The sequence below is a fragment of the Bacillus sp. VA15 genome (genome assembly GCF_055721145.1).
The window spans coordinates 216186-239862 of record NZ_JBVQPQ010000006.1 but is presented as its reverse complement, the minus strand read 5'-3'; the positions used below and the strand labels follow the sequence as shown (position 1 = coordinate 239862).

The 23677-nt window shown below is 44.6% G+C and carries 24 protein-coding genes and 1 riboswitch; of the genes, 17 read left to right on the top strand and 7 right to left on the bottom strand.

Features of this window, described 5'->3' with window-relative positions; translation table 11 throughout:
• Window positions 1-18: 18 nt before the first annotated feature.
• From yvrH to AC0DBE_RS16420, 3 genes are all read left to right on the top strand, one after another.
• The gene (gene yvrH / locus AC0DBE_RS16430) at window positions 19-732 is read left to right on the top strand and encodes a two-component system response regulator YvrH (protein ID WP_041521068.1); all 714 of its coding nucleotides are present in this window, start codon (window positions 19-21) and stop codon (window positions 730-732) included.
• Window positions 729-2471 carry a two-component system sensor histidine kinase YvrG gene (yvrG, locus tag AC0DBE_RS16425; RefSeq protein ID WP_079288361.1) on the top strand — a complete coding sequence of 581 codons (1743 nt, stop codon included), beginning with the start codon at window positions 729-731 and terminating at the stop codon, window positions 2469-2471. The genes yvrH and yvrG overlap by 4 nt, the downstream gene beginning before the upstream one ends.
• A 68-nt stretch (window positions 2472-2539) precedes the next feature.
• On the top strand, window positions 2540-3418 hold the full coding sequence (locus tag AC0DBE_RS16420) for an SMP-30/gluconolactonase/LRE family protein (protein ID WP_014115125.1): 879 nt from the start codon (window positions 2540-2542) through the stop codon (window positions 3416-3418).
• A gap of 37 nt (window positions 3419-3455) precedes the next feature.
• Here AC0DBE_RS16420 and AC0DBE_RS16415 read toward each other — a convergent pair whose 3' ends face one another.
• Entirely contained in the window at window positions 3456-4247 is a 792-nt protein-coding gene (locus AC0DBE_RS16415) for an SDR family NAD(P)-dependent oxidoreductase (protein WP_072181915.1), read from the bottom strand.
• A 152-nt stretch (window positions 4248-4399) separates the two neighbouring features.
• A riboswitch (cobalamin riboswitch) is annotated at window positions 4400-4539 on the top strand.
• 105 nt (window positions 4540-4644) lie between these two features.
• Between AC0DBE_RS16415 and AC0DBE_RS16410 the strand changes: the two genes are divergently transcribed.
• From AC0DBE_RS16410 to liaR, 11 genes are all read left to right on the top strand, one after another.
• Window positions 4645-5589, top strand: a complete 945-nt coding sequence (locus AC0DBE_RS16410) for an ABC transporter substrate-binding protein (protein WP_061187952.1) — start codon at window positions 4645-4647, stop codon at window positions 5587-5589.
• Window positions 5552-6613, top strand: coding sequence for a FecCD family ABC transporter permease (locus AC0DBE_RS16405; RefSeq protein ID WP_472962898.1), 1062 nt, complete (start codon window positions 5552-5554; stop codon window positions 6611-6613). The genes AC0DBE_RS16410 and AC0DBE_RS16405 overlap by 38 nt, the downstream gene beginning before the upstream one ends.
• The gene (locus AC0DBE_RS16400) at window positions 6613-7941 is read left to right on the top strand and encodes an ABC transporter ATP-binding protein (RefSeq protein WP_072566778.1); all 1329 of its coding nucleotides are present in this window, start codon (window positions 6613-6615) and stop codon (window positions 7939-7941) included. Before AC0DBE_RS16405 ends, AC0DBE_RS16400 begins: the two co-directional genes overlap by 1 nt.
• A 21-nt stretch (window positions 7942-7962) precedes the next feature.
• A complete protein-coding gene (locus AC0DBE_RS16395) occupies window positions 7963-8526 on the top strand; it encodes a cob(I)yrinic acid a,c-diamide adenosyltransferase (RefSeq protein ID WP_090557102.1) in 564 nt (187 codons plus the stop codon).
• Between the two features lie 193 nt (window positions 8527-8719).
• Window positions 8720-9988 (top strand): MFS transporter, encoded by a 1269-nt coding sequence (locus AC0DBE_RS16390; protein ID WP_061187956.1) that lies wholly within the window; start codon window positions 8720-8722, stop codon window positions 9986-9988.
• Window positions 9989-10354: 366 nt separating this feature from the next.
• A complete protein-coding gene (liaI, locus tag AC0DBE_RS16385) occupies window positions 10355-10735 on the top strand; it encodes a cell envelope stress-induced membrane anchor protein LiaI (RefSeq protein WP_003221659.1) in 381 nt (126 codons plus the stop codon).
• 26 nt (window positions 10736-10761) lie between these two features.
• The gene (gene liaH, locus AC0DBE_RS16380) at window positions 10762-11442 is read left to right on the top strand and encodes a stress responsive protein LiaH (RefSeq protein WP_061187958.1); all 681 of its coding nucleotides are present in this window, start codon (window positions 10762-10764) and stop codon (window positions 11440-11442) included.
• 100 nt (window positions 11443-11542) lie between these two features.
• Window positions 11543-12415: a LiaG family protein gene (gene liaG / locus AC0DBE_RS16375; protein ID WP_072181926.1), complete on the top strand. Its 873-nt coding sequence runs from the start codon at window positions 11543-11545 to the stop codon at window positions 12413-12415.
• A gap of 33 nt (window positions 12416-12448) precedes the next feature.
• Window positions 12449-13174: a LiaRS two-component regulatory system accessory protein LiaF gene (gene liaF, locus AC0DBE_RS16370; protein ID WP_472962894.1), complete on the top strand. Its 726-nt coding sequence runs from the start codon at window positions 12449-12451 to the stop codon at window positions 13172-13174.
• Complete coding sequence (gene liaS / locus AC0DBE_RS16365; RefSeq protein WP_072183664.1) at window positions 13171-14253, top strand: two-component system sensor histidine kinase LiaS; 1083 nt, start codon at window positions 13171-13173, stop codon at window positions 14251-14253. Before liaF ends, liaS begins: the two co-directional genes overlap by 4 nt.
• The gene (liaR, locus tag AC0DBE_RS16360; RefSeq protein ID WP_072183665.1) at window positions 14231-14866 is read left to right on the top strand and encodes a two-component system response regulator LiaR; all 636 of its coding nucleotides are present in this window, start codon (window positions 14231-14233) and stop codon (window positions 14864-14866) included. The genes liaS and liaR overlap by 23 nt, the downstream gene beginning before the upstream one ends.
• 7 nt (window positions 14867-14873) lie before the next feature.
• Here liaR and AC0DBE_RS16355 read toward each other — a convergent pair whose 3' ends face one another.
• From AC0DBE_RS16355 to gerAA, 3 genes are read right to left on the bottom strand one after another with little or no spacing between them, the layout of a single operon-like run.
• A complete protein-coding gene (locus tag AC0DBE_RS16355) occupies window positions 14874-15995 on the bottom strand; it encodes a Ger(x)C family spore germination protein (protein WP_472962891.1) in 1122 nt (373 codons plus the stop codon).
• Window positions 15992-17089 carry a spore germination protein gene (locus tag AC0DBE_RS16350; RefSeq protein ID WP_014115111.1) on the bottom strand — a complete coding sequence of 366 codons (1098 nt, stop codon included), beginning with the start codon at window positions 17087-17089 and terminating at the stop codon, window positions 15992-15994. The genes AC0DBE_RS16355 and AC0DBE_RS16350 overlap by 4 nt, the downstream gene beginning before the upstream one ends.
• Complete coding sequence (gene gerAA / locus AC0DBE_RS16345) at window positions 17058-18506, bottom strand: spore germination receptor protein GerAA (protein WP_072183668.1); 1449 nt, start codon at window positions 18504-18506, stop codon at window positions 17058-17060. Before gerAA ends, AC0DBE_RS16350 begins: the two co-directional genes overlap by 32 nt.
• A 116-nt stretch (window positions 18507-18622) precedes the next feature.
• Here gerAA and AC0DBE_RS16340 point away from each other — a divergent pair, with 116 nt between their 5' ends.
• Window positions 18623-18808 carry a YvzF family protein gene (locus AC0DBE_RS16340; protein ID WP_014115109.1) on the top strand — a complete coding sequence of 62 codons (186 nt, stop codon included), beginning with the start codon at window positions 18623-18625 and terminating at the stop codon, window positions 18806-18808.
• Window positions 18809-18874: 66 nt separating this feature from the next.
• A complete protein-coding gene (fumC, locus tag AC0DBE_RS16335; RefSeq protein ID WP_014115108.1) occupies window positions 18875-20263 on the top strand; it encodes a class II fumarate hydratase in 1389 nt (462 codons plus the stop codon).
• Between the two features lie 38 nt (window positions 20264-20301).
• On the opposite strand, the gene AC0DBE_RS16330 is transcribed toward fumC, so the two are convergent.
• Window positions 20302-21177 carry a TetR/AcrR family transcriptional regulator gene (locus AC0DBE_RS16330; protein WP_061187963.1) on the bottom strand — a complete coding sequence of 292 codons (876 nt, stop codon included), beginning with the start codon at window positions 21175-21177 and terminating at the stop codon, window positions 20302-20304.
• A gap of 168 nt (window positions 21178-21345) precedes the next feature.
• Between AC0DBE_RS16330 and spxO the strand changes: the two genes are divergently transcribed.
• Window positions 21346-21510, top strand: coding sequence for an anti-adapter protein SpxO (gene spxO, locus AC0DBE_RS16325; protein ID WP_003221681.1), 165 nt, complete (start codon window positions 21346-21348; stop codon window positions 21508-21510).
• Window positions 21511-21538: 28 nt separating this feature from the next.
• Here the strand turns inward: spxO and cssS are convergent, their stop codons facing one another.
• Window positions 21539-22894: a two-component system sensor histidine kinase CssS gene (cssS, locus tag AC0DBE_RS16320; RefSeq protein ID WP_061187964.1), complete on the bottom strand. Its 1356-nt coding sequence runs from the start codon at window positions 22892-22894 to the stop codon at window positions 21539-21541.
• On the bottom strand, window positions 22891-23568 hold the full coding sequence (gene cssR / locus AC0DBE_RS16315; RefSeq protein ID WP_003221685.1) for a two-component system response regulator CssR: 678 nt from the start codon (window positions 23566-23568) through the stop codon (window positions 22891-22893). Before cssR ends, cssS begins: the two co-directional genes overlap by 4 nt.
• Window positions 23569-23677 lie beyond the last annotated feature (109 nt).

Here is a 23677-nt window from a genome sequence, read left to right as displayed (position 1 = left end):
ACAGAAAGGAACATAAAAGTGGAAAATGCGTCAATTTTAATCGTAGACGATGAGAAAGCGATTGTAGACATGATCAAACGCGTTCTCGAAAAAGAAGGTTATCGAAATTTACTGGATGCGGCAAGCGCAGAAGAAGCGATTCCGGTTGTGAAGGCCAATAAGGTTGATTTGATCGTGCTCGATGTCATGATGGGCGGAATGTCCGGTTTTGAAGCCTGCACGCTGATCAGAGAGTATTCAGACGCTCCGATTTTTTTCCTGACGGCAAGATCATCCGACGCGGATAAATTGTCCGGCTTTGCGGTTGGGGCTGATGACTATATCACAAAACCATTTAATCCACTGGAATTAGCGGCGCGGATCAGGGCGCACCTCAAGCGGACATATCAATCGAAAGAAACGAATTCAAATCAAACCTATACATATGATTATTTTACATTTTCTCCGCAAAATGCCGAGCTGATTGTAGGCGGGGAAGCCGTCGCTTGTTCAGCCCAGCTTTTGCAGCTTTTGCAGTATTTTTGTGAACACCCCAATGTGGTGCTTTCCAAAGATCAAATTTATGAAAAAGTTTGGGGCTATCCTTCTTACGGCGACAACAACACCGTTATGGTTCATATTCGCAAGCTTCGGGAAAAAATTGAGCGCGATCCGAGCAATCCGGAGTATATCGTAACCGTTCGCGGTCTCGGCTACCGTTTTATCCCGAATCCTGAAGGCAAGCGGTCATGAGATTAAGATGGAAGTTTTTGTTTCACTTTTTTGGGCAGATGCTGATTGTGATCCTGCTACTTACGGTTATGCTTGTCGCTTCATTTTTCTATTTAGACGCTCGATTTAGCGATGCGGAATCGAATTCTGGGCTGACAAAGGCAACCACCGACACACTTGAGGCATATCTCGATGTAAACGAAAACGGGACATGGGAAGTCGATAATTTTCTGAAGAAATCTGTCGATAAACAGCATGGCTGGATGCAAATCATTGATTCCGATGGGAAAACCGATTATTCCTACAGCGTGCCGAAAGACGTGCCCGGCACCTATACCAAGAAAGAGCTCTTGTCTATTTATAAAACCAAAAAGCTTAATAACTATAAGCTGAATTATTGGGCCATCAATATTGAAGATAAGTCGTATCTTCTATTGTCCGGCTGGAAATCAAAGAGCGAACAGCTGTTGACTTCCGTTGAAAAGCGCGAACAAAAGATAGATTCTCTAGCACATTATCAGTCCAGCACCATCGACTATATTAAGCGGGAAAAAGGCGCCATTTACCTATTAGACAGCAATGGAAACATTCTCGACAGCATTAACAGCACAAAAAGTGAAAGAAAAACGATGAACCAGCTGGAGCTGCTCAAATACAGCTCTAAACCTTGGAACTATAAACGGGAAATTTCCGTTAAGATCCTCAATAAAGACAGATGGATGGTCGCTACGGTGCCGAACCCTGTCTATGTAACCGATCAGGAGTTTAACAAATCGTTTCTGAAGGTTGTGCTAAAGGCGATGTTCCTGATTATGGGTGTCCTGTTCCTGTATATCATTTGGATGACCGTTTGGTATATGTTCCGGTTCGGGCTGCCGATTTTTCACACGATTAAATGGCTGGTCAATCTATCAAAAGGGAAGCTTGAGGAACCGAAAAACCGGAAAGGCCTTCCTGTCAGCAAAAACAAAAAGGGCAAAATCAAACAGCCGTACCGCTTCTTCGGTGAGATATTTGAATCAATGGATCAGTTGACTGAAACGCTGAGACGGGATAAAAGAAACAGAGAAAAAATCCAGGCGACAAGAGAAGAATGGATTGCCGGTTTGTCGCATGACTTAAAAACACCGCTCAGCAGTATTTACGGTTACAGCATGATGCTTGAGTCGAAGCAGTATGATTGGTCGCCGGAAGAAGTGAAAGAAATGGGACAGGTTGTCAGAGAAAAATCCGAATACATGTCCAAGCTGATTGAAGACTTAAATTTAACGTACAGGCTGAAAAATGATGCTCTTCCAATTGAGAGAAAGCACACAAACCTGATCCCGTTTTTTAAAAATGTCATTGAGGATTTCAAGAAAAATCCGTTTTCTGAAGGGTATGATATCTCCTTTGTATCCAAAGAAGAGCATATTGAATTTGCGCTTGATGAAGCATGGTTCAGGCGCATATTAGAAAATCTGCTTGGGAATGCCGTCAAGCACAACGACAAAGGAACAGAAATTCAGGTCATTCTGGAACAAACAAAAAATCATATTTCGTTGAAGGTTAAGGACAATGGGAAAGGAATGGATGAAGAAACGATTACCCATTTATTTAACCGTTACTACAGAGGGACGAACACAAAAGATCCATCTGCCGGAACGGGCCTCGGGCTCGCCATTGCCAAGGAGCTTGTCCACCTGCATAACGGGACGATTCATGTAAACAGCAGAATGAACATTGGAACGGTCATTACCATCCTTTTCAAAAAACAATAAACATGTGGTTTGGACACCTTTTTGCCGGGAATAACAATATATAGACTGAAGCTAAAGAGGTGTAACACATGGACGCAGTATTGGAAGCAGACACTCGGGCAGTGATTGGTGAAGGCCCGTTATGGGATGAAGAAAACGGCCGCTTATATTGGGTCGATATCTTAGGGAGCGAGCTCCACATCTTCGATCCTGAAGAAAAAATCAATCGGTCGATCAAATTCAAGTCCTTTGTGACCGCGCTTGCGAAATATACAAAGGATGAGCTGATTATGACGATGAAGGACGGGTTCTACCTGTATCATGTTCAGGATGACAGCTTGGAAAAGATCAAACAGCCGAAGGATATGGATGAGAGCCTGCGTTTTAATGACGCGAAATGTGACCCGTACGGAAGACTTTGGGCGGGGACGACGAGCATGGAAGGCGAACAAAAACAGGCTTCGTTATACCGTTTGGATCCAGACGGCAGACTTATCAAAATGAAAGATCAAGTCTCCACCTCGAACGGTTTGGATTGGGATCGCGAGCGGAATTTGATGTATTACATCGACACGCCGACACAGGAAATTGTGCGCTACAGGTATGATCCTGAAAGCGGAGATGTCTCAAATCCAGAACCCGTCTATCGTTTTGATCAATCAGAAGGATTGCCGGACGGCATGACAATCGACCAAAATGGCATGCTGTGGGTGGCGCTGTTTGGCGGCAGCCGCGTGGTACACATTGACCCGTTTCAGAAAAAAGAAATCGATTCAATCAGCGTGCCGGCTAAATATGTCACGTGCTGCGCGTTCGGAGGCAGAGACTTAAAAACCCTTTACATCACAACGGCAACGGAACAAATGACAGAAACAGAAAGATACGAGCAGCCTCACGCGGGAGGATTGTTTTCAGCAAAATTGGAAACAGGCGGCTATCAGCCGGTTCCATTCGCTGGAGATGTATAAAAAAACGCATCCGAAACACGGATGCGTTTTTTGTATATTACAGAGAACGGATAATGCCGCCTTCCACACGCTGTGCCGTGCCGTTGATGGCGGATGCGGCGTCAGATGCGAGGAATACGATCGTGTTGGCGACTTCTTCTGCTGTCGCGTATCGCTGAATAAGAGAAGTCGGCTCATTAACTTTAAAATAGTCTTTGATGAATGTATCTGTATCCTGGCCGGCTGCTTTTGCGGCACCTTCCATATAGGATGCCACGCCCTCTGTCCAAGTAGGTCCCGGAAGCACTGAGTTGACTGTCACATTCGTGCCTTTCGTCATTTCAGCCATCCCTCTTGAAAGGCTGATCAGCGCCGTTTTTGTCATGGAGTATGGAATCATTGTTGGAAGCGGTTTGATGCCTGCTTCACTTGCGATATTTAAAATGCGGCCGCTGTTTTTGGCAAGCATTTTTGGAAGGAAGTGACGGCTTGTCCGAACCGCGCTCATCACGTTCACTTCAAAATATTGATTCCACTCCTCATCTGTCACATCGGCAAAGTCTTTTACCTCGAAGAAGCCAAGGTTGTTGACAAGGATATCGATATCACCGATTTCATTTACTTTTTCAATAAAAGCCGCTGCTTCATCTGTTTTTGACAAATCGGCTGCCACGCCGTGCACCGTTCCGTATCCAGAAAGCTCTTCAATCGTGCGATCGACAGTCTCCTGTTTGCGCCCGTTGACAATCACTGCCGCTCCCTCTTGCAGAAAGCTTTTTGCTGCGGCTTTCCCGATGCCGGAAGTCGAGCCGGTGATTAAGACGAGTTTGTCTTTTAGCTTTAAATCCATAAGAATCATTCCTTTTTATAGATGATGGTATTAAGTATACAAGAACAAAATTAGTGTTTACGAGGATTTTGCTTCCATAAATACAGGGGGAAAAGTCATTCAGGGCGCATATACAAGCCTGTCAGTCATATAGTATAATTACTCCGAAAAAAGGATACGAATGTCAAATAGGTGCCGGTCCGTGAACAACAGCCGGCTTAATAGGGAAACCGGTAAAAGCCGGTGCGGTCCCGCCACTGTAATTGGCCATAGCGTCAAGAGCCAGGATACCTGCCTATTTGATCAGCACGAAGTCTGCGAGGACAGATGATGTGTAAACAATAGGCTTTTTTGTGTTGTTTACAGCATCTTTACCATCGTAGAGATGCTTTTTTTAGTTCACTTAGGAGGAAAGGTTATGAAAAAACTAGCCGGAATATGGACTGCGCTTCTGCTGGCTGCCGTTATGATGGCAGGCTGCGGCAATACTGCGGATCAGAAGGATTCCAAGGCAAAACAAAAGACAGAAGTGTTCCCTGTTACCATTGATGATGCGTCAAATCAAGATGTGACCATCAAAAAGGAGCCGAAAAAGATTGTTTCATTAATGCCGAGCAACACAGAAATCACATACGCTCTCGGCCTCGGTGACAAAGTGGTCGGTGTCACCACAAACGATACATATCCAAAGGAAGTCAAAAAGGTTGAGAAGGTCGGAGACATGAATGTAAACGTTGAGAAAGTCATTTCTCTAAAGCCGGATCTCGTTCTTGCCCATGAGTCTTCCATGTCAGCGTCAGCGGATGCCATCAAACAGCTGAAGGACGCGGGCATTACTGTACTGACTGTCAATGATGCACAATCATTTTCCGAGGTGTACAAATCAATCGAAATGATCGGAGAAGCTGCCGGGGCAGAGAAAAAAGCCGATCAGCTCGTAAAACGCATGAAATCAGATTTGCAGGATATTAAAGAAAAAGCAAAAACCATTTCAAAAAAAGAGGAGAAAAGCGTATTTATCGAGGTTTCTCCTGATCCTGACATTTACACAACCGGAAAAGACACGTTTATGAATGAAATGCTGAATGTCATCCATGCTAAAAACGCAGCAGCGGACCAAACAGGCTGGGTGCAAATGACAGACGAGGCGATCGTAAAACTCAATCCTGATGCTATCATTACAACAGACGGAGTAAAAGCGAAAGCAGTGGAAAAACGCGATGGCTGGAGCGAAATCAATGCTGTGAAACATCATCGTGTGTATGATGTAAATCCTGATCTCGTGACACGTTCCGGCCCCCGTCTGATCGAAGGGGTCGAAGAACTTGCGGAAAGCATCTACCCGGATACGTTTAAGGAATAATCGTTATGCCGCATATATCATCGGTTTCTCATTTTTAGTTGCGAGCATCATCTTAGGAATATCTTGCGGCAGCCTGCAAATTCCTATCCCCGCTATCTTTCGTGTCTTTTGGCATGAAGGCTTCGGCGGCTCTATCGGCTCTAATGACCCGATGTACACAAATATTATGATGAATATTAGACTGCCGAGAGTTGTGCTGGCCGCCCTTGTGGGGGCGGCTCTTTCTATCGCAGGGGCCGCTTTTCAAGGACTGTTGAAAAATCCTCTTGCTGATCCCTACACACTCGGCGTTTCATCCGGTGCTTCAGTTGGTGCGGTGTTGACCTTGTTTTTTGGCTTGCAGCTTCCTGTCGTCGGAGGGTTTACACTCCCGGTTGTGAGTGTAGCCGCGGCACTTGTCACGATTGCGGCGGTCCTTTCCTTCAGCCGCCTCGTTCATGCTTCAATGTCTGTCTCCACCCTCATTTTGACCGGTGTCATCATCAACTCATTTTTGGGCGCATTTATTTCTCTTATCATTGCCCTAACAGGCGACAACCTGTTGCCAATTGTGCACTGGCTGCTTGGCAGCGTCTCAATGAGGGGATGGAGCTATGTTATTCTGTTTCTGCCGTTTTTTCTTTTAGGAACGATTTTACTGATCATAAACGGAAGAGAGCTGAACGTGATGACCTATGGAGAAGACAAAGCAAAGCTTCTCGGAGTCAGTGTCCAGCAGAGAAAAATGCTGATTTTGATCGCCGGCTCTCTTTTGACGGGAAGCGCTGTGGCTGTATCCGGCACGATCGGCTTTGTCGGCCTTGTGATTCCGCATATCACAAGGCTTTTGTGGGGAACTGACCATCGGCATTTACTGCCGCTGTCCGTCTTGCTCGGAGCAGGTTTTCTCGTTTTAGCCGATCTGCTTTCCAGAACGATCATTGAGCCGATTGAACTGCCGATTGGGATCATTACGTCCTTGGCGGGGGCGCCTGTTTTCGCTCTTATTTTAATTCGGCAGCACCGCGGGGGGAGAAGCTTATGATAAAGGCAGAAGGGCTGTCGGGAGGATACGGGGATAGCAGGCTGATCAACAATGTCAGCTTAACAGTGGAGAAGGGTGAATTTCTCGGCATTCTCGGCCCTAATGGGAGCGGAAAAACCACGCTTTTGCACTTGCTGACAGGTACGCTGCCGGCCAAGGAAGGCAGCGTTGATCTGGCTGGCAAACCGCTGGCTGACTATAAACCGAAGGAACTGGCGCAAATTATGGCCGTCCTGCCGCAAAAAACGGATCAAGCCTTTACCTTTACCGTCAAAGAAACGGTAGCCTTCGGCAGATATCCATTCCAAACAGGGCTATTCAGGCAGCATACTGAAAAGGATGAAGCCATTGTACAGGAAGCAATGAAGCAAACTGGAGTGGCCGCTTTTGCGGAAAAATCGATCCGCGATCTAAGCGGAGGAGAACAGCAGCGGGTATATTTGGCTCAAGCTTTGGCGCAGCAGCCGCGTATTTTATTTCTGGACGAGCCGACAAATTTTCTCGATTTGGCTTATCAAAAAGAACTGCTTGATCTCATCAAACGCCTGACAAGAGATAGCGGATTGGCAGCTGTCAGCGTTTTTCATGATATGAACACCGCGAGCCTGTACTGTGATGAGCTCTTGTTTATGAAAAACGGTACAGCCGGGCCTAAGCAAAAACCGGAATATGCTGTCTCAGAACATCACATAAAGGCGGTGTACGATACAGATGTCACCGCTTTGGTTCATCACAGCTCACCTAAACCGATGGTTGTGATTCAGCCTGAAAAAGACAGCGTAAAGCAGCGGCCTATCCCATTTGAAACATTGCTGCAGGCGGGGAGCGATGACATTCTACTGCAAACGGAAATCCCGCTTCGAACATTGTCCTCAGCGCCTATCGGTGCAGGGTTCTCATGGAGCAGGACGCTGATCCATAAACGGCTGCCAGTTCAGGCAGATCCTGTAGAGGGGCTTACGGCCTGCCTATTAGAAAACGGTTTTCATCTGCCCGAAACTTGTGCGATGGCTTCTCCGGGAAGGCTTGACCGTTTTGTGAATCGAACGTATAAAGATGGAGAGTTATCCGTTTTCATATGCGTCATGACCGGCTTTTCGATCTGGATTTTGATCAACGGCTATGCGGCGGATCAATTCTTCGTCAAAGCCCTAATGACCGCCGAAGCCGAACGGGTGAAAGTGCTCGGAGACGGACTGACAGAGGGGGATATTCTCATCGCCGCGACACAAACTCAGCAATCTCAAAACACAGAACAGCGGCTGAATCAATTGATACAGAAAGGGACAGCTGAATGTGTAAAAGAGGCGGCAGAGCTGTTTGAATAAGTCTGTAAAGGAGACTCATGTATGAAACTATATACCAAAACAGGCGATAAGGGACAAACGAGCTTAGTCGGAGGCAGAACGGACAAGGACAGCCTCCGCGTTGAAAGTTACGGCACGATTGACGAGCTGAATAGCTTTGTCGGGCTAGCTTTGGCAGAGCTTTCCGGGCAGCCCGGCTTTGAAGATTTGACAGCCGAGCTGCTGATCATCCAGCATGAGCTGTTTGACTGCGGAGGCGATCTGGCAATTGTCACAGAAAGAAAAGACTATAAACTAACGGAAGAATCCGTTTCCTTTTTAGAAACGCGCATTGATGCCTATACATCAGAAGCGCCGGAACTAAAGAAATTTATTCTTCCAGGCGGCTCGAAGGGTGCTTCGCTTCTCCATGCGGCGCGCGCCATAACAAGGCGGGCGGAACGCCGAGTGGTGGCGCTGATGAAATCGGAGGAGATTCATGAAACAGTGCTGCGTTATCTCAATCGTCTTTCCGATTATTTCTTTGCTGCCGCACGGGTTGTGAATGTGAGAAGCGGCATTGGAGACGTGGAATATGAAAGAAGTGCTATTGTGTTTCGGGACTAAAACAGCAGCGAATCATAAAAAAAGAAAATGAAAGCCGGCGAGTTCTCTACATGCCGGCTTTTTTGTTTTTCATTCTGTCAATCTCCCATTTTACGACAAAAAATGAACCTTATGAATTATTGACTGAAAAGTGGGGAAATGAGATATTGTAACAAATAGATGTAAAAAATAGGCAGTGGGGGGGCTCTGATAGATGGTGAATTTAATTGAAAGTGATAGCATCTGGAAGAGAAATTTCAATTATCTTTTTTTCTCAAGAATAGTCAAGATATCCGGCGATATGTTCGCATTTAATTCGATATTATGGTTTTTAATTTATGACGGCAAAGGTGCGATCGGCACTGCTTTATTGATTGCTGTTACTTTTTTGCCGGAAGCTGTGCTGGCGCCTGTGACGGGTCCTTTCATGAAACAAAATACGCTGAAATTTTGGATGTACTTTTCAGATCTGACAAGGGCTGCGATTGTCTTGATTATTCCTCTTTGTCATTTTGCGGGATTCTCTCCGCTGTGGTTTGTCATGACTCTTATGATTGTCCATTCTGCTACAGGGGCTGCCTACAATCCCGCCTCCATAGCTTTAATTCCCCAAATCGTAAATGAACAGGGCATTCAAAAAGCAAACGCCGTGCTGCAATCCTCCGCTCAAATTGTCCGGCTCGGAGCTGTCACGTTATGCGGCGCTTTTCTTACATTTATCAGCCCTTCTTATACAATGCTTATCGCACTTGTTCTCTATTTGGTTTCTGGTTTTCTCGTCCTTTTTATTAAGTACACTGCGGTTGAATCCCAATCAGAGTCTGCTGTCGTTACGCAGAGAGGCACATATATCGGCAGACTAAAACGCGGTTTTACGCTCGTGAGAAGACATCAAATTTTATATCCACTCGCCATTTATTGTATCTTTATGAATTTCGCGGCAGCCCCTTGGGAAGCGCTCTCAGCAGTTTACGTTGCGGAAGATTTAAACGGCCAGCCGATTGTTTACTCGCTTTTAAAGGCCACCACTGCCGCAGGCGCATTTTTATTGGGATTTGTGCTGGCGAAAGTCAAAGTAAACAGATACGGCCTGTTATTTGTAACTGCCGGCATTATTGAAGGATTCGCTTTCTTTATTACCGGTATGAATACCTTTTTGCCGCTCGTCTTTCTCGCTGCGTTTACCTTTGGTGCCGCAGTCAGTGCTGTTAATGTTCCAGAGTACACGATTATCCAGACCTCTGTGGATAGTGAGGATCAGCCGCAGGTCTATGCCGTTATACATATGATCTCTAATATTTCCATACCTGCCGGAGCTGTCATTTGCGGGTATGCTGCAAACGCTTTTGGCTCAGGAACTGTGATCGCTGTGGGAGGGGTTGTCGAAATTATTGCGGGTATTGGCATTTTGCTATTCACAAAGCTGGCTAAAGCAGAACGATCCGACCTGATCAAAGAAAGGGAAGCAAGTGTTCATCTGTAAAGGGTTTTGAAACGCCATGCCTCGTGCATGGTGTTTCAGCGTGTAGACAAACCCTCACATTTGTTGTCAAGCCTGCGCTTCGGTGCTCACGAATTCCAACATTCGCTGTGCTCCGATGCTCGCCTTTCCTAAACTTCAAGGGTTTTCAATCACGCTGAAATGATGACAAAATCCTAAAACTATAAACCGTTTTAGAATTTTGTCAACAATCTTAAACGCCATGCCTCGTGCATGGTGTTTTTTTTGTGTCCATAGGTCCGGCACAAGATACGACTCCGGTCTTATATAAAAATCAATCTCTGATTCGTTTTGCGCAAATGCCAATTTGTTTAAGATGAAGACAAGGAAAACGAAAGGAGGATCTGCATGAAGATAAACAAGAAAACAATAGGCGGATTCTTATTAATTGTATTTGGGATCTCCGTCTTTTTTGGAGGAGGAAGCTTCGGCTTTATCATCCCGCTCGCCATAGGGAGCTTGATGACATACGCAGGAATGAAAAGATTTGCCGCAGGAAAAACGATCACAGGAATCATCTTGGGCGGTATCGGAGCGATCATGCTCATCTGTTCACTTCCGTTTGTCGTCGGAATTGCGCTGGCGGCCGCTATGGTGTATTACGGCTGGAAGCTCATGAAAAACGGATCAGCTGATAACGGTGTGTCATCTTTTGATCCTGAACCGGCTTCGGCTGCCTACCAATCTCACTTTGATGACGAATGGGAAGAATTTTTGAAGAAAAAATAATATCAGCATATTAGGAGGAATCAGGTATGGTATTAAAAAGAATGAGAGACATGTTTGTTGCGTCAGTTCATGAAGGTCTTGATAAAATGGAGAACCCAAAGGTGATGCTGAATCAATATGTCCGTGATATGGAAAGCGACATTGCAAAAGCAAAACAAACAATTGTGAAACAGCACACGATTGCCTATCAATTTAAGAAAAAATATGAAGAAGCAGCTGAAATGGCTGGAAAACGCCAAAATCAGGCACAGCTCGCATTTGACGCAGGCGAAGAAGAGCTGGCGAAAAAGGCGCTGACTGAAATGAAGTATTTAGAAGAGAAGGCGGCTGAACATAAAACGTCCTATGAACAAGCGAACAGTCAGCTGGCTGATCTGAAAGAACAGCTGGCTGCACTTGAAACAAAGCTACAGGACGTAAAGGATAAAAAGCAGGCGCTGATTGCCCGGGCAAATGCCGCGAAAGCAAAAGAGCATATGAATACGACATTTGACAAAATTGACAGCGAAAGCGCGTATCGTGAATTTTTGCGTATTGAAAACCGTATTGAAGAAATGGAAATCCGCGCGAATTATTCAAAGTCAGCGGAAGCCGGCACAGAACTCACGCGCAAAGAATTTGCAGACGATGTGGAAGCGGAGATTGAAAAAATGCGGGCGCTCTCACTGCAAAAAACAGATCAGACATCACATGCAGCAAATGAATAAGCGGAACGGGGAAGGATTTGCGGTCAAGTCCTTCCCTTCCGCACGTATCAATTCACAGGCTTTTCCTTTATAATAGAATGAATGAGAAGGATGAAATCGAATGAAAAAAATGCTGGGCAAACTGTTGATCACTGCCGGTATTCTTATATTTTTCGCCGTCGTCGTAAAAGACGTGTTTGCTGCAGGCTTGGGTTTCGTAAACGGCACAGAAGCCGATTCAGCCAGCGCATCGCCGCGAGACATCGACAGCGTAGTCATTGAGTCAGATAACAAGGATGTCCAGATCATAGCAGAAGAGCGAAATGACATATCGGCAGGCATTTCAGGAGACTCAGGAAAGTTATTTGTTACTGAAAACAGAAGAAAACTGGAGCTGACCACAAAGGAAAAAGAATTTCAATTTTTGAATGGGTTTAATCGCTCTTCCCTTATTGTCCGGATTCCATATGAGTATAAAGGGCATCTGACGGTGCGAACCTCAAGTGGTGACGTGTCAGTGGACGGGAATCATCATCTTGTGCTTTCCGGGCTGAACGCAGTATCTGCGAGCGGAAATATGAGAGTGACGGACGTCCGCCTTAAAGACCTGAAAGTAAAGGGGTCATCCGGAGATGTTACCATTTCAAACACCATCTCCAAAACAACCGGCATTGACTTAGCTTCAGGAGACGCAAATCTGGCTGATGTATCAGGCTCTCTTGATGTAAGGATGACTTCAGGAAACCTAGATGCTGCATCGAAAAAGGTAACGGGTCCTTTATCTGTCACACTGACAAGCGGTGATGCGGATTTGAGCCTTCCCCAAAATGGCAGCTTTACAGTCAACGCAAAATCAACGAGCGGAGAGGTTAGTTCGCCGTATTCATTTGCTGATACAGCACATAAAGAACATCATCAAATCACAGGCTTGCAAGGAAGCGGCCGGCATCAAATCGATATCAAAACGGACAGCGGGGATCTAACGATACGGTAGCACCAGGCAGAAGAAAGGAGGCGGACACCAGGAATGACAAAAAAACAGCTTCTCGGATTTATCATTGCTTTATTCGGCATCAGCATGTTTTTGCAAATTATCGGAATAGGCGATCTGCTGTTTTGGCCGCTCTTTTTTCTGATTGCCGGCTATTTCTTGAAAAGATATTCCCGTGATTGGCTCGGTTCCGTCATGTACATCTTTGCCGCATTTCTATTCTTGAAAAACCTCTTCAGCATCACCTTTAATTTATTCGGCTATGCGTTTGCCGCATTTCTGATTTACGCCGGCTACAGGCTTGTCAAAGGAAAGCCAATATTTGAATCGAATGAAAAACGGATCGATCTCACTAAAAAAGAACGGCATGAGCCGCCAAAAGATGAGAAACATCCTGACATGCGCAGCTTTTTTATCGGAGAGCTGCAAATGATGAAGCAGCCGTTTGACCTGAATGATTTAAATGTCTCTGGTTTTATCGGTGATATCAAAATCGACTTGTCTAAAGCGATGATTCCCGAGGGAGAAAGTACAATCGTCATTAGCGGAGTCATTGGAAACGTTGATATTTATGTGCCATCAGACCTTGAAGTGGCTGTCAGCTCGGCTGTTTTTATCGGAGATATCAATCTGATTGGCTCGAAGAAAAGCGGATTAAGCACGAAGGTATATGCCGCGTCATCCGATTTCAGCGAGTCAAAGCGCCGAGTCAAAGTGTCCGCTTCCTTATTTATCGGTGATGTGGATGTGAAGTACGTATGAGAAAAAAACTGCTTGCCAGCCTTCAGTGGCGCGCCATCCGCATGACAACGGGAATCAGCCTGCTCCTTTTTGCCTGTTTGATTTCCTTTATGATGTTTTATTATCGGCTCGATCCGCTTGTTTTGCTGTCATCAAGCTGGTTCGGAATTCCGTTTATCCTGATATTGCTTCTGATCAGTGTGACGGTTGGTTTTGCCTCAGGGTATATGTACGGCAACCGGCTGAAGACAAGGGTTGATACATTAGTCGAATCGATTTTAATCTTTGAAAACGGTAATTTCGCTTATCGAATACCCCCGCTTGGAGATGATGAAATCGGCCTGGCCGCCGATCAGCTGAATGAAATGGCGAAGCGCGTGGAGCTTCAAGTCGCTTCCTTGCAAAAACTTTCAAATGAACGTGCGGAATGGCAGGCGCAAATGAAGAAGTCAGTCATCTCAGAAGAACGCCAGCGATTGGCAAGAGATCTTCATGATGCAGTCAGCCAACAGCTCTTTGCAATATCAATGATGACATCAGCTGTGTTGGAACATGTCAAGGATGCTGATGATAAAACGGTCAAGCGGATCCAGCTGGTCGAGCATATGGCAGGTGAAGCCCAAAATGAAATGAGGGCGCTGCTGCTCCATTTAAGGCCTGTTACCCTTGAAGGAAAAGGACTGAAAGAGGGGCTTACGGAGCTTTTGGACGAGTTCCGGAAGAAACAGCCGCTTGATATTGAGTGGGATATTCAGGACACGCCGATATCTAAGGGGATGGAAGATCATTTGTTCAGAATCGTTCAGGAGGCCCTTTCGAATGTATTTAGACATTCAAAAGCCTCAAAAGTATCCGTGATTCTGGGCGTAAAGAACAATCAGCTCCGGCTAAAGGTGATTGATAATGGAAAAGGCTTTAAAAATGATCAGGTGAAAGCATCCTCATACGGCTTGAACTCTATGAAAGAACGTGCAAGCGAAATCGGCGGGGTCGCCGAAGTGATTTCAGTAGAAGGAAAAGGCACACAAATCGAAGTGAAGGTTCCGATTTTCCCGGAAGAAAAAGGAGAGAACGAACGTGATTCGAGTATTATTGATTGATGATCATGAAATGGTCAGAATGGGGCTCGCGGCTTTTTTGGAGGCACAGCCCGATATTGAAGTCATCGGCGAAGCGTCTGACGGCAGCGAAGGCGTGCGGCTTGCTGCGGAACTGTCGCCAGATGTCATTTTAATGGATCTTGTCATGGAGGGCATGGATGGAATTGAAGCCACAAAGCAAATTTGCCGGGAGCTTCCAGATCCGAAAATTATAGTGCTCACAAGCTTCATTGATGATGACAAAGTGTATCCGGTCATTGAAGCTGGTGCGCTCAGCTATCTATTGAAAACCTCAAAAGCTGCGGAAATCGCCGATGCCATCCGCGCCGCAAGCAAGGGAGAGCCAAAGCTCGAATCAAAAGTGGCGGGAAAAGTATTATTCCGGCTACGCCACACAGGTGAAAACGCGCTCCCGCATGAATCACTTACGAAACGGGAGCTCGAAATTCTCTGCCTGATCGCAGAAGGAAAAACAAACAAAGAAATAGGCGAGGAACTGTTTATCACCATTAAAACAGTCAAAACCCATATCACCAATATTTTATCAAAACTGGATGTCAGTGACCGGACGCAGGCGGCGGTGTACGCACACCGAAATCACCTCGTGAAATAGGCGTCTGCTATTTGTTTGCGCCTTTCGTCCCGAAGTCTCTGACAACCACATTGACCCGGTAGTCTATTTCCGCATTGCTGAAATAATCATCATCCCATTTTCTTGCAATCTTTTTCCACTTTTGAGGATAATGAATTCTGACCTCGTTTCCCAGCCCGGTGACATCTGCTTTGATATCTTTCTGCAGTTTGCCTGTAATAAATGCTGTTACTGTTTTGTGTAATCGTTTTTCGACTGTCTTTTCAATATCTTTGATATATGAATCCTTAAATGAATCTTCATTCGGATTCCAGTCCTCTGATAAACGGCCTTCAATATTGCGTGTGACGGTGAATTTGAACGTTCCGTCCTTGTAGTCTGTCTTGATCTTGCGATTGCTGGAGTACACTTCATAAGAAAAAAGATTGCCATTATGCCTCATATCAATGACGCCTCCCTCGACAGTGCCTGTAAATAAGTTGATATTTTGAACCTCAACCGGTGTTAAATTCCGGTCCCATAATTTATTTTTGATGATAGCAGCACCGTTTATTGCGAGTTTGCCGTTTTCCTTACCGACATGAGGGATGAGGAACGAATCGTCAGAGGTCAAGTGTTCTGAGATCTCCCCCAATGTAACAGGTTCCATCATTCTGATCGTTACCGCATTATTCTCTGTCAGATCATAAATTACATTGGATGCGGGCTCGCCTTGATCATTCATTTTAAATATATCCTTAGTTCTGCCATCGGTGACAAAGACGTACGAACTCCTCCTTGTTCCGTTGTCTCTGACAAACTGGTTAATGATCGCGTCCATTCCAATATGATCCGCAATCACGCTCTTGGAAAGCAGAATGAGACGCAAATGCTGTGAAAACGTAGGGTTATGTTTTAATGCAGATGTTCTCATCATTTGATGGACAGTTTCCCCCTTTGTGATAGCAAGCTGTGTCGGGTCAGATGAAGAGCCTTCCTTGGAGCTGATTTTTTTCGGGACGAGAATCTGCTGTATTAGTTCTAAATTTTTATCATCAGGCTTGTCTAGACCTACTCCGATCACCAAGCTTAATTCCTCAATATTCCGGCTGTCCCAGCATCCGGCCAGTAATAGGGTGCATATGAACATACATAAAATCCGGATTTTCATTTTGCTGTAATCCTCCTTTTGAGAGCGACAATGAAAAAGAGAATGAAGGGAAGCAGAAACAGGCAGACGAAAATGTATCCGAGATAATCGCTGTACATCATGACCTGATTAGAGTCATCCGGCCATAAAGAAAAATAATAGACAGCCGCACCGATGATCACCATGCTTTTTTTAGTCGATAATCCAAACGTCTTCTTCAGCCCGTTAGCGGCAAAATACCCGTAAATGACAAACGTTGTGAAAAATTGAATGATCCAGACGACCAGTAAAAACGATTCAAACCTTTCAATGAATATTCCTTTGAGCTCAAAAGACTGAAAGAGAGAAATCGTCGGCCAGATCAGCGTTTTTACCTCAGGAGCGGTCAAAGCCCCAACAACGATGACATACGTCAGGATATATAAAATAATCGGAATCAGAAAGCCGATAGCCGCGTATCTGAATGTGTATTTCTTTTTCTTCATATGTTCAGGAAGAAACAGCATCACTTCCATTCCTAAAAAAGAGATGGAAACGACAGTAAGGGAGTTTGCAACGGGTCCAAGGCCCTCACCTAAAACAGGGCGCAAATTATTGATGTCAAAAATTTTAAAACTGATCCCAAATACAACAAGCAAAATAATAATCGTTATCATTAAATAAAAGGGAAACAGCCGCGATACATCACTTAACCCCCCAACAATTAAATAGATGCCACAGCATATAAACGTTAAAATAATGATCTGAATCGGCGTTCTCTCCAGCAGGAAAAACTTTACCATTTCAGCCATTGCCCTGGTTTCAAAGCTGGCCACTCCGATAAAATAGCAGCTGACCAAAAGGCCGAGAATGCTACCGATCCATTTACCAAGCCCTTCCTGCAAATACTCAAACAGAGAGGGGTATTGATGTTTCTTCTGAATGAGCGTGTTTAAATAAATAAAAAAGATAAAAATGATACCTTCTAATATCAGCACGATCCAGCCGTCAGGAGTATTAGCCTTACTGGTCAGCGCTCGCGGCAATGTTAAAAGACCGGCCCCAAGCATCGTATTTGCAACAATAGATATACCTTGAAAGGTATTAAGTTTTAGTGGAGTCTGTTTTTGGCTCATTTGGATTATTCGCCTCTTTTGGTTTGTTTTTAATTGGGAGACGGATAATGGAATCCTCCTTGTTTTTCAGGCTGAAGAATCCGTTTGGCGAAAAATAAGGAGATCCAAAGCTCGTTTGTCTCGTTAAGTGCGTATAAATGACAAGCATAAACAAAATAATCCCGTACAGCCCAAGAATAGCAGCGGAAAACATCGAAATAAAACGCAGGACCCGAAAAGACAGACCCATTCCGTATTGAGGAACGGTAAAGGATGCAAGGGCAATGACGCTGACAACGATGACCATAATCGAACTGACGAGATTCGCCTCTACAGCCGCCTGTCCGATGACAACGCCACCAACGAGCCCGATTGTCTGGCCGAGCGGGTTTGGAAGACGCAGCCCGGCTTCTCTGAGCAGCTCGATGGTTACTTCCATCAGCAGGGCTTCAAATATCGGCGGAAACGGCACGTTTTCCCTGTTTGCCGAAATCGTGACGGCGAGCGCGGTCGGCAGCAGCCCCTGATGGAAGGAAACGAGTGCAATATAAATCGATGACAAAAACAAGGTAATGAAGATAGAAGCAAACCGCAGCGACCGGATAAGAGATGCTGAAATCCAGCGTTCATAGTAGTCATCCGGGGACTGCATCAGGACACCGAGAGAAACCGGCACCAGCAGCACAAATGGTGAACTGTCGACCAAAATCGCCACACGGCCGTTAAACAGGGCTGACGATACCTTGTCGGGTCTTTCCGTATTTTGAATCTGCGGAAACGGCGAGTATTTATTATCTTCAATGAGCTCCTCAAGCGTTCCGCTGTCCTGGATATCCTCGAGTTGAACATTTTTAAGCCGCGCTTTTACTTCTTTTATGACGGACTTTTTTGCTTTGCCCTCAATGTACATAATGGCCGCCGACTTCAGCTTGTTTTTGCCGATCATGATTTTTTTTGTAATGAGTTTTGGATGGGGGGTCCGTTGTCTAATCAGAGCCATATTTGTATCGATATCCTCTACAAACGCAACTTTTGGTCCGCGAACCACTTTTTCTGTTGTCGGCTCTGCCAGGCTTCTTGTTTTTTTCTTTTCTGTGGACAGGATGTAGGCTTTGTCCAAACCGTTGACAAATACAGCACAATTTCCGCTGAGAATCTCCTCGACCGTTTTTTCTGCTGTTTCAACGGGTCTTGCGTCAAGCTGGTCAAGGCGTTTTTTGACTTGGTCAAGCGTGAGGGTCTCTTCATCTTTGATTAAGGTTTTAATCGATTCTGCAACCTTCTTCTGATCATTCAGTTCACTAAAATAGAGATAGTAAAAAACAAGACCGTTGGAGAGCATTTTTTTATTTTTCACCAGATCATCGTTTTCTTTTAATTTTGGAAGCACCAATGCTAAATTATCGTGTATATATTCCTTAAACTCTGTTTGTTCCAACAAGGTCACCTCTTATCCAAAACCTTAGTAGAGGTTATCTTTTCCTGTTAAAAAAATGATATACTGTGTTAGAGTATTTTATGGTGTAAGTTTTTTATGAAAGCGGAGGATACAAAGTGGCACAGGTAAGGCTTGCTGGAAAACAAGAAGAAATAGAACAGCTCATCAAATCATTTGAAAAGCATTATGACGTCTCTTATACATCAAAGGAGTACGGCAGGACGAATCCGAAGTACAAATATTCAAAGGATTCCCGCGTATATCTTGAATTAAAATTAAAATCTGCCAAGATCGAAAAATAAAAAGGATTTTTTGTACCACTGGCGAATTATGATCTATTGAAGCAACCGTTATGGAGGGATACATAAATGGAATACAGAATTGAACGAGACACCATGGGAGAAGTAAAAGTTCCTGCTGATAAATTTTGGGGCGCCCAAACACAGCGAAGCAAGGAGAACTTTAAGATCGGTTCTGAAAAAATGCCGATGCGTGTTGTGAAGGCGTTTGCAATATTAAAACGAAGCACAGCTCTCGCTAATAAACGCCTTGGCAATCTGGATGCAGAAAAAGCGGAAGCGATTGCAGCGGTTTGTGATGATGTGCTCAAAGGCAAATACGATGACAACTTCCCGCTTGTCGTATGGCAGACCGGAAGCGGCACACAAAGCAATATGAACATGAACGAAGTGGTAGCCAACCGCGCGACTGCTTTATTAAAAGAAAAGAACTCAGATCAAACGATTCATCCAAATGATGATGTGAACCGCAGCCAAAGCTCAAACGACACATTCCCGACTGCGATGCATGTTGCCGCTGTTTTGGCTGTTTACGAGCAGCTAGTGCCTGCGCTTGACCAGCTTCGCAATACATTGGATGAAAAAGCGAAAGCATACAATGATATTGTCAAAATCGGACGCACGCACCTTCAGGATGCTACGCCTCTGACGCTTGGACAGGAAATCAGCGGATGGGTTTACATGCTGGACCGTTCGAAGGAAATGATATTGGAAGCGACAGATAAAATGCGTGCGCTTGCAATCGGTGGAACGGCTGTCGGAACGGGGATCAACGCTCATCCAGAGTTTGGAGAGCTTGTCTCAGAAGAGATCACAAAACTGACCGGCCAAACGTTCAGCAGCTCGCCGAATAAATTCCACGCGCTGACAAGCCATGATGAAATCACTTATGCGCATGGCGCATTAAAAGCGCTTGCGGCTGACTTAATGAAAATCGCGAACGATGTCAGATGGCTTGCAAGCGGGCCTCGTTGCGGCATCGGGGAGATCGTCATTCCTGAAAATGAGCCGGGCAGCTCCATTATGCCTGGTAAAGTCAACCCGACACAAAGTGAAGCATTGACAATGATCGCAGCGCAAATCATGGGGAACGATGCGACAATCGGCTTTGCGGCGAGTCAGGGGAACTTTGAACTGAACGTGTTTAAGCCTGTTATCATTTACAACTTCCTGCAATCTGTGCAGCTGCTGAGTGACGGCATGAATTCATTCCATGATAAATGTGCTGTCGGTATTGAGCCTGACAAAGAAACCATCCAAGAAAACCTGTCAAATTCATTAATGCTTGTTACGGCGCTGAACCCGCATATTGGATATGAAAACGCGGCGAAAATCGCCAAGCTCGCCCATAAAGAGGGATTGACGCTGAAAGAAGCGGCTTTGAAGCTTGAATTGCTGACAGAGGAGCAATTTAACGAAATGGTTAAGCCGGAAGATATGGTAAAACCAAAGGCGTAAGAGAAAGAAAAACGGCTGCTTTTTAAGCAGCCGTTCTTCTAAATATGTTGCTGTTTTAATAGATATTTAAGCTGCTCCGCATCTTTGGCGAGAGCTTCAGACTCCGTCAGGTTATGGATCATTCCTTTTATGATCGCCAGCTTCGGTGTTTTTTTCTTCATTTCTGCTTCAAGTATGTCCAAGCTCTCCGATAATTCAAGAGAGGAGTTTGTGTTTAAGCTGTTAATTTTGTCACGAAGGCTTTTCACAATCGATTCAGTCAGCGGATCAGGCCGTCCGTGCGTAAGAGGCCCAAATAAAGAGCTTGCCTCTTCCAATGTGATGAAAGGCTTATCGTTTCGTTCAGACATGCCTTTTACCATATCATCAATTCTATTAATAATGATATCGGCTAATTGATCCGGCTTCACATTATAGCCGAACAAAATCATGCATTCCAGGTAAATCTGGCTGATGCCCTCTATTAAAAAACAAAGCTCTGCAGTATACGGTTCCGCTTTTTTTCCGTAAATGTTCAGCAGGCTGTCGATATGAAATTGAAGTGAGGACTGGCGGATTTTTTTGGCGCATTGCTCCACTTCCTCCGTGTAAGGCAGAGAACCTTCCTTCATCTGCATGCCGATAAAATCCTTGTGTTCAAGGATGTTTTCATAGAGCACGCTCAGCTGTTTGCGGTAAGCCGTTCTGGGGCTGTCGCCCTTCGTTTTAATATTTAAAATTCGGGTAAACGTTTTATCATAATAGTAGTTCAGCATAGACAGAAGAAGCGCTTCTTTCGAAGGAAAATAAATATAAAAAGCGCCTTTAGATATTTTGCATTCTTTTGCGATTTCCTGAACTGATGTTGAGTTGTATCCTTTTTGGGCAAATAGTTTTAAGGCTGTTTCAATAATCAGCTTTTCTTTTTCCTTCAATGGTTCCACCCTTTCGGAGCCCGGAGGCCTGCACAGGATATGACCATATAGTCACACCTTCTGTTATAAAATTAACCTTATTGTAACTTGTTTTTTTATCATGTATTATTTATATTATAAATTGAGATGACCGAATGGTCAAAGCTCAAGCGAAAGGGTGAATCTAGAATGAGAGAATTGGACGAAATGATCAGCCGCTTGCGAAACAGAGGAATTAAAGTGGAGAAAGTCAAATATCCGAAGCAGACCTTGTCAGAGAAAAAATGGGTTCATCAATGCAAACAGCCGCTCAAAACAAATTATAGAGATTTTAACGGCTATTCTTTCACATAAAAAAATAGACTGCAAAAACATCTACAGTCTATTTTGGCACTGCTATGCGGTATGTTACACCCGTTTTGTCATTTTCAATTGAGATAGACGCCTTATGAAGAGTTAAAATTCGTTTTACGATGCTTAGACCAATGCCGAATTCGCCTTTCTTCCCTTTATTAAAAGGCTCATAGAGGCTGGAGAGCATCTCATCTTCAATATGCGGTCCGTCATTTTTAATGGTGATCACAATATTCCGATCATCTTGTTTCATGCTGATTTCTATCTTTGTCTCAGCATAGCGGATTTGATTTTCCAGAATATTTTCAAGGAGTTTGTTCCATTGCTCCGGATCGCCCGGCATCAGAATGTCTTCTTCTACATCAATTTCCCACAATAATTCTTTCCGCGCCCACTTCAGTCTTTCGATGACTTCTTCTGTCACTTCTACGATACTGAACATGTCGTGCTGCACTTTTTGCTTCGCTAAATAATCCAGCTTCGTTAAATATAATAAATCCTTTATTTTCTTCTCCAGCTTAAGAGCTTCGCCTTCAATGACATCTACTGTATTTTCAAGATCTCCTTTAGGGAAAATTCCGTCTTTAATCGATTGCGTATAGCCTCTGATGACCATAACCGGCGTTTTCAAATCGTGAGAGATATTTTGCAATAGGGTTCTTTCTGTTTCGTCCTTTTGCACAAGCTTTTGGCGCATCTCTTCGATGGTATGGCCCAATTTGCCGATCTCATCTTTCCGATCCACTATCACTGGGTCATCCCAATCCTGTTCGGAAATCCGTTTGACGTGCTTTTCAAATGACACGAGAGGCCTTGATAAATACTTCGCAAGCCAAATGGCCGGAATCCAGCTTAATAAAATGACAACAGCTATAATAAACAGAAGCTGTTTGAACAGGGTATAGGCCAGATCGTCCCGATAAGAATCAAGCGCGTAAGAGAGCATCATAGCTGATTGCCCATTGACGGAAAGCCCCTTTTTAATGACAAAAAACACTTTCTCTCCATTGACGTCGGCGCTATACCGTTTCTTTTTGGCCTCCTGTTTATCGGCCAGCTTGTACACTTTATGGATAAACGAAGACGAGAGAATGCTTAAATCCCTGTCTGAAGAAGCATCTTCATTTTCAGGCAGAAGCACGTGCTGTACGGATCGAACGGTTGTCGGTGCCGTGGCTTCTTCGCTGTAATAGCGCCGTTCAATTGAACCCGGCAGGCGGTATTCCGTCAGAACATGCTGCTCATTTTCAATCGTCGTATACGTTTCATTGGTGAAGAAATCGCGCAGTGTGTTTGAAAATAACACAAGCAGTAAAAGGGATATCCCTAACAGAATGCCGGATATGACAACCCATATTTGAAACGAGAGCGGCTTGTTTTTCATGATGTCATCATCCTGTAGCCGAACCCGTAAATCGTCTCCACCTTCAATTCAGGCATCTTTTTGCGCAGTCTCCGGACGAGGTCATCAACGACCCGGTCTGTTCCGAAGTAGTCATGCCCCCATACTTTTACGAGAATATCCTCACGTGAGTATGGATGTCCTTTATGATGGATAAATAATAGCAGCAGATCAAATTCCTTTGACGTCAAATTGATGATATTTCCGTTTTCATCATAGACCTCGCGAGCGTCTTCAGCGACCCGATACGAGGAGACGGCGATTTCATTTTTTTGTACAGGCGGAGCTTCCTTATAAACGAGCTGCAGCAGTTTTTGAACACGTATGATCAGCTCCCGCGGCAGAAACGGCTTTGAAATGTAGTCATTGCTGCCAAGCTCTAAGCCAAGCACTCTGTCAATATCTGCATCTCGGGCGGAAATAAAAATGACCGGTACGTCAGGATCTTTCGCTTTGATTTCTTTTATTAATGTATAGCCGTCAGTATCCGGCAGCATGATATCGAGAATCCACAGGTGGGGAGACGGCGTCATTTTCTTTCTGGCGTCTTCACCTTTCGTAAAAGATGTAATGTTCCAGCCCTCATTCTCTAAATACTTCGTCAGCAGTTCATTCAGGTTATCCTCATCTTCAACTAGATAAATGGTGTATGACAAGGCTCTTCACATCCTTTCAACGTCATTATAAACTAGTTTTAACATACGGCAGGCAATTTTCATAATTTCACATATTCTTTTCATTTTTATCCCACAATGTTTGTTTATG